An 8,389-nucleotide genomic window follows, 5' to 3' on the forward strand; every position below is an offset into this window, starting at 1 on the left:
GGAGGAAGCAAGCCCGGGGGGGCTGTTGCTTCCAGAGGGGGAGGGCGCGCCGGAGTCGGGCCGCGCAGTCATTGGGAGCACGTCGAGGGGGCGTGCTCCCAATGTTTTTTTTCTGGAGCTCTCGTCTGAGTGGCTCACGCGGCGGGGAGTGCGTCGGGGGGCGCGCTCCCCGCTGTGTTTTTTCAGGGGCCTGCTTCAGCCGGGCCCGGTCTCCCGGGCCCCGGCCGTGCCAGCGGGACTACTCGGCGTTGGACGAGGGCATGACCTTGATGGGCTGTCCGTCGTCGCCCGTCACCGTCGTGCCCTCGGTCTTCTGCTGCGCCGCCGTGGGCGTGCCCACCGCGAAGCTGAACACCCTGGACAGGTGCGCGCCCCGGAACTCACCCGTGACGGTGACGACGAGGTGAGACTGCCCTTCACCCGGCGTGAAGCTCACGTCGAACTCGGACAGGGCGTCCTGGGTGAAGTTGCCACCCGACACCGGGGTGGCGGCGCTCTTCACTTCCAGGCCGTCCACGCCGGAGAGGCTGACCTGGACGTCGGTCGCCGGCGCGTCGAAGCGCAGGGAGACGCGGGCCTGGTCTTCACCCAGCTTCGCGTCCACCTTCACCGGCGCGCCGGCCTTCGTGGTGTCCGAGCTGGCGCCAGGGGTGGGGTTCGACTTTGACGGGGAGGTGCAGGCCACCTGCGCCGTGAGCGCGAGGAGACTGGACAGGGCTGCGATTGCCTTGAAGTTCATATGCGCTCCAGAAGTCACTGGCTGGTGATGGAGAGGGTGGGGAAGGGACTGTAGTTGCCGACCGCCTCCTTGAAGCCGAACACGACGACGACGTACCGCGCGTCCGCCTGGGTCGGGATGCTGACGGTCTCCGTGCCGGTGTAGCCGATGTCGGCGTCCGCCAGGCTCCCGCCCTGCCCGAAGACTTCAATGCCCACGTCCTGCGTCGCGTGGGTCACGCTGAGGGTCATGTTCCGGCCCGTGCCGGTGAAGACGTAGTACTGGTTCTGCTCGCGCTTGTTGTAGTCGAGCCCGCCCACCAGCGGCACCTCGGTGGTGTACGGGATGCCCGGCACGTCGGTGTAGATGGCGCGCAGCGGGGTGTCCCCGTCCCCGAAGTCGGAGGAGATGGACCCGATGTTGTAATAGGCCAGCATCAGGTCCACGTCCGCGGTGCTGACGCCGGACTGGGCCTTGAGGCCGTTGATGAACGAGCCGATGGTGGTCAGCGCGGGCGTCGCCTTCTGCGGGCCGACGAGCACGTCGTAGAGGATGCCCAGGTCGTACGACACCAGGTCGTATGGCTCGTTCACGCCGGAGTCGTACAAGTCATAGAGCAGGCGGTAGACGCTCATCTCGGAGAAGGCGCCCTTGCGCGGGTCGTCGGTGGTGGGCGGCTCGCTCTCCGCGTCGAAGCCGAAGGCGGCCAGCGTCGAGCCGCTCCACAGCGTGTCGACGTAGATGGGCTCCGGGAGCAGGATGCTGGCGAGCGCGTTGCCGTAGCCCTCGCCGAAGGCGAGGCGCGGGTCCAGGATGTCACCGCTGGAGTGCGGCCCGCCCGGGCTGTCCGCGCGGGACAGGTTGGCCTCGAAGTAGTGCCCCCACTCGTGGACGATGACGTGGGCGTCGAACTCGTCGGTGTCCATGCCTTCCCGGCCCAGCACGTAGATTTCGTTCTCCGTGGGGGAGAAGTGCGACGTGCCGATGCGGCCCTGCGGCTTGCTGCCCGACTGGGGCATGTTGTTCGGGCTCCAGTTCACCTTCAGCAGCGGGAAGTTGACCGGGCGCACGTCCATGAAGGCCCGCGACGCGGTGTACATGCTGTCGAGGATGGCGAAGGGCGCCGCGGTGCGCCGGCTGGCCGTGTAGGTGGTGCCCGCCCAGCCGTGGGCCGCGTGCAGGTCCTTCGTCGTCACCGTGGTGGTGATGGCGTCACCCACCGCCCAGATGGCGTTGTTGTCGGTGTTGTCCTCAATCTGGATTTCCGGCGTGGTCGTCTTGGCGAGCGCGACCAGGCTCAGCCCGCTGCTGCTGGAAGGGGTGTACGTGAACGAGTAGCGCCCCTGCTCGTCCGTCGTTCCCTCGACGAGCACGCGCGTGCCCTGTCTCACCTGGACCACGGCGTTGCGCACGGGCCGCGCGGAAGACTGGGCGAAGTCCAGGCCTCCCCGCCGCGTGGAGGGCGAATAGACGGCCGGGACGAAGTCATACGTCACCGTGCCGCTCAGGGTGATGGGGTCGCCCGTATAGCTGTCGTCATCATCACCGTCGTCATCGCCGGGACACGCAGTTGTGAGCGCCAGGGTGAATGCGAGCGCCAGCACCTTGCGGGTGAGGCCTCGGGTCGGCTTGCGAGTCACGTCCATTCGGTTCTCTCCCCCATGCCGCTCGCGCATTCGAGGGCAGGCGGGGCATTGTCGACAAGTCCGCGGCCAACTTCAAACGCACATTGGCCGCGGACCTGTCGGACCGGACGTCAACTCAGGGGAGCGGCCCGTCGACCAGGCGGAGCACGTCCGCCAGCACGCCCGCCGCCGTCACCGCGGCGCCCGCGCCGTAGCCGCGAATCACCAGCGGTGTGGGGCTGTAGCGTTCCGAGGTGAAGCTGAGCGCGTTCTCTCCGCCCTTCACCGCCGCCAGCGGGTGTGAGAGGGGCACCGGCACGAGCCCGACGAAGCAGCCGTCCTCCGTGACGCTGCCCATGTAGCGGAGCACCTTGCCCTCCTGTCGGAGGGCCTCCACGCGGCGCTGGAAGGCGGCGTCCACCTGGGGGAGCCGGGCGAGGAAGTCCTCCAGCGGCCCGGTGGCGTCGAAGTCCGACGGCAGCAGGGAGTCCAGCGTCACCTGCTCCAGCTCCACGTCGCGGCCCAGCTCGCGGGCGAGGATGAGCACCTTGCGCGCCACGTCGGTGCCGTGGAGGTCGTCGCGCGGGTCGGGCTCGGTGAAGCGCTTCTCCATGGCGGTGCCCACCGCCTGTGACAGGGGGACGCCTTCTTCCGTCAGGCCCAGGATGAACGACAGCGAGCCGGAGAGGATGCCCTCCACGCGCAGCACCTGGTCTCCCGTGCGCAGCATGTTCTTCAGCGTGTCGATGACGGGCAGCGCCGCGCCCACGTTCGTCTCGTAGAGGAAGCGGCGCTGGTGGCGGGAGGCCGTCTCGCGCAGCTTGCGATAGTGACTCCACTGGCCGGCGTTGGCCTTCTTGTTGGCGGTGACGACGTGGAGCCCCGCCTCCATCAGCGACGGGTAGGCCAGCGCGATGTCCTCGCTGCTGGTGCAGTCCACGAAGACGGGCCGGCCCGGCCGCTTCGCGCGGGCCCAGTCGCGGAAGGTGTCCAGGGGCGCGCCGTCGCTGGCGGCCGACAGCCGCTGCTTCCAGTCCTCCAGGGGAAGGCCCTCGCTCGCCGTCACGACGCGCTTGCTGTTGGCGATGACGCAGACGCGCAGGTCCACGCCGTGGGCGCGCAGCTTGGGCGCCTGCTGGTGGACCTGCCTGAGCAGCTCGCCGCCCACGCTGCCCACGCCGGCCAGCAGCAGCTCCACGACCTCCGTGGTGCCGAAGCACCGCCCGTGGACGTGGGCCAGGGCGCGGGGGCCGTCCGCCTCCGCGATGACGGCGGAGATGCTGCGCTCGCTGGAACCCTGCGCGATGGCGGCGATGCTGCAGCCCACGTCCGCCAGCGCGCTGAAGAAGGTGCCCGCCACGCCCACGCGGTGGCGCATGCCATCCCCGACGATGCTGAGCACGGCGAGCCCGCGCTGCTGCTCGATGGTGTCCACCTTGCCCGCCGCGCGCTCCATTTCAAACGCCGCTTCCAGGGCCTGCACGGCGCGCTCCGCGTCCGACTGCTGGACGCAGAAGCTGATGGAGCACTCACTGGAGCCCTGGGTGATGAGCACCACGGAGATGCTGGCGTGGGCCATGGACTCGAAGACGCGGGCGGCGGTGCCCGGGACGCCCTTGAGCCCCGCGCCCGCCAGGTTCACCAGGGCGATGCCGGGCAGGAAGGACAGGCCGCGCACCGGGTGCTCGGGAGGGGCGGCGTCGTCGGTGACGCGGGTGCCCGGGTGGTCGGGGCGGAAGCTGTTGCAGACGCGCACGGGGATGCCGCGCTCGCGCGCGGGCGCAATCGTCTTGGGGTGGAGCACCTTGGCGCCGAAGTACGCCAGCTCCATGGCCTCCTCGAAGCTCACCTCGGGCAGCGGGAAGGCCTCCGGCACCAGGCGCGGGTCGGCGCTGAAGATGCCGTCCACGTCCGTCCATATCTCCAGCAGCTCCGCGTCCAGCGCCGCCGCCGCCAGCGCCGCCGAATAGTCCGAGCCACCTCGGCCCAGGCACATCGTCTTGCCCCGGGCGTCACCGCCGAAGAAGCCCGGCATCAGCATCAGCCCGGGGCCGCTGGCCTCGCGCAGCGGCGTGAAGCGCGCCCGGCTCTCCTCCTGGAGCGGCGTGGCCTGGAGCGGGTCCCCGGCGCAGAGGATGACGTCCCGTGGCTCCACCGCGTGCGGCTCCAGTCCGCGTGCGTGCAGCAGCGCGCCCAGAATCAGGCACGAGGCGCGCTCGCCCAGGCCGGACAGGTGCGCGAGCACGGAGGGCGAACATTCCCGCAGGAGCCCCACGCCCTGCAGCAGCCCGCGCAGCTCCGAGGCCAGCGTGGAGAGTCCCTCTTCCAGCGAGCGCAGCCGCGGCTCCCCCAGCTCCGCCGCCAGCTCGCGGAGGATGCCGCGGTGGACGTCCTCGAAGCGGCCGTGAAGCGACTCCACCGGCTGGCCTCCCTGGGCTGCGCGGGCCGCGTCCACCAGGAGGTTGGTGATGCCGGTCACGGCCGAGGCGACCACCATCACCCGCGTCTCCTTGCGCGCCGCCGCGGCCAGGTCCGCCACGCCGCGCATCCGCTCGGCGGTGCCCACGCTCGTTCCCCCGAACTTCATCACCCTCATGAGCGCACCTCTGCGTGGAAGGCGGCGAGGCGGGACGGCGTCGTCTGCGGGGAGGGCTGCATGTCGGGGCTCCTGCGGCATGTGAAAACAAAAAAGCCCCGCGCCGGAGAGCGCGGGGCCGAGCTGGAAACCAAGGTGGCTTCCGTGGCTAGACCACCCGCGCCCGGCGGGGAGTCGTCGTCGTGGTCGTCGTGGTGGTCAGCACGGTCGTCAGGACACACGCGCGGGCGAGGAGCGTCGTTCCCTCGCGCTGCACATGCTGGCGGTTGACGCCGTTCATGAAGGGAAGGCTGGCCGAACTTGCCGCGGCAAGTCAAGCAGGGGACCCGGCAGGTCCCCGCATGACAGGGAAGGGCTCGCGAAGGTCACCGCGAGCCTTCCCGGGCGTTCAGCTCGCCAGTCGCACGACCAGTTGGGTGAGGCCGTAGACAAGCACCGCCGTCAGCGCCGCGGCCGGGATGGTGAACACCCAGGCCCAGATGATGCGGCCGGCGACGCCCCACTTCACCGCGCGCCAGCCGCGGGTGGCGCCCACGCCGACGATGGCGCCGGTGATGGTGTGCGTGGTGGACACGGGGATGCCGAGCTGGGCGAGCGCGATGATGGTGACGCCGCCGCCCGTCTCCGCCGCGAAGCCGCCAATGGGCGCCAGCTTGGTGAGGCTGTGGCCCATGGTGCGGATGATGCGCCACCCGCCGAAGAAGGTCCCCAGGGCGATGGCCGCGTGGCAGGAGATGATCATCCACCAGTCGATGTGGAACGGCCGGTCCTTCCAGATGGTGCCGAAGAGCACCACCGCGATGATGCCCATCACCTTCTGCGCGTCATTGGTGCCGTGGCTGTAGGAGAAGATGGCGGACGACACGAGCTGCAGCCGGCGGAACCACGAGTCCACCTTCAACGGTGTCTGGCGGTGCACCGTCCAGGTGCTGAGCACCATCAGTCCAATGCCCAGCGTCATGCCGATGAGCGGCGACAGCACGATGAAGGCGGCGATCTTCGCGATGCCCGAGCCCACCAGGCCCGCGAAGCCGAGCACCGGCAGCGTGGCGCCAATCATGCCTCCGGCCAGCGCGTGGGACGACGAGGAGGGCAGGCCCCACCACCACGTCAGCAGGTTCCAGACGATGGCGCCCATGAGGGCGGAGAAGATGACTGCGAGCACCGCGCTGGGGCCCTGCGCCCGGAGCATCTCGAAGTTGATGATGCCCTTGCCCATGGTGTTGGCCACATGGACGCCCCCGCCAAAGGCCGCCACGAAGTTGAAGAAGGCGGCCCAGGCCACGGCCAGGTTGGGGGACAGCACTCGGGTGGAGACCACGGTGGCGATGGAGTTCGCCGCGTCGTGGAATCCATTGATGAAGTCGAAGATGAGTGCGACCGCGACGATGAGGATGACGGCGGCGAGTAGCATTTAGCTGTGCTCCAGCACCACGCCTTCGATGACGTTGGCCACCGACTGGCACTTGTCGGTGGCGGTCTCGATGAAGTCGTAAATCTCCTTCCACTTGATGATGAGCAGCGTGTCCGCCCCGCTCTTGAAGAGCCGGCCGACACCCGCGCGCAGGGCTTCATCCGCCTGCGTCTCCAGGCGCTTGATTTCCTTGCACCCGGCCAGAATCTGCTCCGGCTTCTTGATGAGCCGCAGCGCGGCCACCACTTCCTGCACCTTCTGCGTGGACAGGACCAGCAGGCGCGCCAGCTCCGTGGCGTCCGGCAGGCTGGACGGGATTTCGTAGTAGTGCAGGCGGGCGGCGGCGGCGTTGGTCAAGTCCAACACGTCGTCGATGCGGGAGAGCAGGGAGTGAATCTGCCCCCGGTCGAACGGGGTGATGAACTGCTGGTGGAGACGGTTGAAGGCGGTGTGGGTGACCTCGTCCCCACGGTGCTCCACGTCCTTGAGCGCCTGGACCCGCGTGGCGACGTCGCGGTAGTCACTGAGCAGCGCGTAGAGCATCTTCGCGCCTTCGACGGTGACGGCACATTGCGCATCGAAGTCGTCGAAGAACTCGTCCGACTTCGGCATCAGCTTCTCGAGCATCCGTCTCTCCAAGTCCCCTGGGGGCAGGCGATAACGCGCCCGTGACTACCCTAAGTGGAGAGAATCTCCAGCCTTCCTTTCTGCTTGCCTGTGGCTCCCTCCCTCGCTAGGGCGCGCCCGCCGAGGGGGCAGAGGGGGGAGCCAGGGCTGGTCGCCTTGGTCGCTGCCCGGCCGCTCAGACGGCGATGACAATCTTCCCGAAGTGGGCGCCGGACTCCATGTATCGCAGCGCCTCGCGCGCCTGCTCGAAGGGGAAGCTCCGGTCGATGACGGGCTTGAGGTGGTGCTGGGTGATGAGCCGGTTCAGGTCCTCGAACATGGCGCGGCTGCCCACGTAAGTCCGCTGGACGTCGAGCTTCTTGGGCTCCACCAGGGCGGGGTCCGGCCTGGCGAAGCCGCCGCTGAGCATGCCGATGAGGGAGATGTGGCCCCCGGGCTTCGTGGCCCGGACGGAGCGGGGGAAGGTCTGCTCGCCGGCCACCTCCAGGACGTGGTCCACCCCCTGGCCGCCCGTGAGCGCCAGCGCCTGCGCGTCCCAGTCCGGGTGCTTCTTGTAGTTGATGGTGCCATCCGCACCCAGGGTCCGGGCGTGCTCCAGCTTCGCGTCCTGGCTGGAGGTGATGAGGACGCGCGCCCCCAGCGCCTTGGCCAACTGGAGCGCGAAGATGGACACGCCGCCGGTGCCCTGCGCCAGCACCGTCTGGCCCGGCTGGAGCCTGCCCTCGGCGACCAGGGCGTTCCAGGCGGTGACGGCGGCGCACGGGAGGGTGGCGCCTTCCTCGAAGGACAGGTGCTCCGGGAGCAGGACGAGCCCTTCGGCGTCCACGACGACGTACTCCGCCAGCACGCCATCCACGCTGCCACCCAGGGCGTGCTGCGTCTTCTCTGGTGAGGGCGGGCCGTCCGTCCACGTCTGGAAGAAGGTGGGGGCCACGCGGTCACCCGGCGTCACGCGGGTGACGCCGGGGCCCACGGCCACGACCTCTCCCGCGCCGTCCGACACGGGGATGAGGGAGGAAGGGCGCGTTCCCGGATAGCGGCCCAGGGCGATGTAGAGGTCCCGGTAGTTGAGGGACACCGCGCGAATCCGGACCAGCACCTGGCCGGGGCCCGGCGTGGGGGCCGGCCGCTCCACCTGTCCCCACGCGTCGGCGCTCCCTGGCTGTTGCAGCTCGTAGGCTTTCATGTGGGCATGACTATCCACGGACCGTCAGGGCCGCCAGGCAACCATGCGGGGAGGGCCCGCTGGCTCGGTGGATTTGCCTGGGGTGGAATGTTTCGCCGCCCGCGCGAAGAAGATTGTGCTCGAGGTCAACACCTCCGGGCCGGACTACACAGGCTTCCACGACATCGTCCTACCCGCCGTCCATCCGCACGTGGGCTGGCCGCTGCCGCTGGTGAACATGAGG

6 protein-coding genes are annotated in these 8,389 nt (G+C 69.4%); all 6 read right to left on the bottom strand.

Going from position 1 to position 8,389, the window contains the following annotated elements:
• Nucleotides 1–238: 238 nt before the first annotated feature.
• Nucleotides 239–739: a hypothetical protein gene (locus tag HV824_RS33480; RefSeq protein WP_176415963.1), complete on the bottom strand. Its 501-nt coding sequence runs from the start codon at nt 737–739 to the stop codon at nt 239–241.
• Between the two features lie 14 nt (nt 740–753).
• A complete protein-coding gene (locus HV824_RS33485; RefSeq protein WP_255208545.1) occupies nt 754–2,364 on the bottom strand; it encodes a hypothetical protein in 1,611 nt (536 codons plus the stop codon).
• A 115-nt stretch (nt 2,365–2,479) separates the two neighbouring features.
• The gene (gene thrA / locus HV824_RS33490; protein WP_176425085.1) at nt 2,480–4,939 is read right to left on the bottom strand and encodes a bifunctional aspartate kinase/homoserine dehydrogenase I; all 2,460 of its coding nucleotides are present in this window, start codon (nt 4,937–4,939) and stop codon (nt 2,480–2,482) included.
• A 388-nt stretch (nt 4,940–5,327) separates the two neighbouring features.
• Complete coding sequence (locus tag HV824_RS33495; RefSeq protein ID WP_176415966.1) at nt 5,328–6,353, bottom strand: inorganic phosphate transporter; 1,026 nt, start codon at nt 6,351–6,353, stop codon at nt 5,328–5,330.
• On the bottom strand, nt 6,354–6,980 hold the full coding sequence (locus tag HV824_RS33500; RefSeq protein WP_176415967.1) for a DUF47 domain-containing protein: 627 nt from the start codon (nt 6,978–6,980) through the stop codon (nt 6,354–6,356).
• 175 nt (nt 6,981–7,155) lie between these two features.
• The gene (locus HV824_RS33505) at nt 7,156–8,166 is read right to left on the bottom strand and encodes an NAD(P)-dependent alcohol dehydrogenase (RefSeq protein WP_176425086.1); all 1,011 of its coding nucleotides are present in this window, start codon (nt 8,164–8,166) and stop codon (nt 7,156–7,158) included.
• Nucleotides 8,167–8,389 lie beyond the last annotated feature (223 nt).

The organism is Myxococcus sp. AM009 (assembly GCF_013372605.1).
GTDB lineage: Bacteria > Myxococcota > Myxococcia > Myxococcales > Myxococcaceae > Myxococcus > Myxococcus vastator.

Excerpts from the sequence above, each read along its gene's own strand:
- HV824_RS33480 (WP_176415963.1), bottom strand. The coding sequence starts at position 739 with ATGAACTTCAAGGCAATCGCAGCCCTGTCCAGTCTCCTCGCGCTCACG.
- HV824_RS33485 (WP_255208545.1), bottom strand. The coding sequence starts at position 2,364 with ATGGACGTGACTCGCAAGCCGACCCGAGGCCTCACCCGCAAGGTGCTG.
- thrA (WP_176425085.1), bottom strand. The coding sequence starts at position 4,939 with ATGAGGGTGATGAAGTTCGGGGGAACGAGCGTGGGCACCGCCGAGCGG.
- HV824_RS33495 (WP_176415966.1), bottom strand. The coding sequence starts at position 6,353 with ATGCTACTCGCCGCCGTCATCCTCATCGTCGCGGTCGCACTCATCTTC.
- HV824_RS33500 (WP_176415967.1), bottom strand. The coding sequence starts at position 6,980 with ATGCTCGAGAAGCTGATGCCGAAGTCGGACGAGTTCTTCGACGACTTC.
- HV824_RS33505 (WP_176425086.1), bottom strand. The coding sequence starts at position 8,166 with ATGAAAGCCTACGAGCTGCAACAGCCAGGGAGCGCCGACGCGTGGGGA.